Raw genomic sequence first — 260 nt, forward strand, 5'->3', positions numbered from 1 at the left:
GGATGCTTCATGTACTCCTTCGCCGGGGAAAGAAGCATGAGCACGGATAGCCGCTTGGTGACCGTAACAGCTAGAGGACGAATTACCATTCCAAGGCATATTCGGCGTCAGGCCGGCTGGAAGCCCGGAGACAAGATCGTATTCACGCTGTCGGAGGGGGGGACACTCTCAGCACGTCGAAGCACGGATGGCTTCAATCGGGCAAAAGACCACTCCCGTCGATAATCCGTGGTGCCATGCTTCTTGTCACTCATCACCTG

The 260-nt window shown here is 56.2% G+C and carries 1 protein-coding gene; it reads left to right on the forward strand.

All coding sequences use genetic code 11. The features are described from left to right. The first annotated feature begins 36 nt into the window (after positions 1-36). The gene (locus tag KVT32_RS32720; RefSeq protein ID WP_371825647.1) at positions 37-225 is read left to right on the forward strand and encodes an AbrB/MazE/SpoVT family DNA-binding domain-containing protein; all 189 of its coding nucleotides are present in this window, start codon (positions 37-39) and stop codon (positions 223-225) included. Positions 226-260 lie beyond the last annotated feature (35 nt).

It is taken from the genome of Achromobacter sp. GbtcB20 (assembly GCF_019091095.1).
Lineage (GTDB): Bacteria > Pseudomonadota > Gammaproteobacteria > Burkholderiales > Burkholderiaceae_B > Achromobacter > Achromobacter mucicolens.

Bases quoted from the DNA above. Each gene is read 5' to 3' on its own strand.
- KVT32_RS32720 (WP_371825647.1), top strand. From the start codon at position 37: ATGAGCACGGATAGCCGCTTGGTGACCGTAACAGCTAGAGGACGAATT.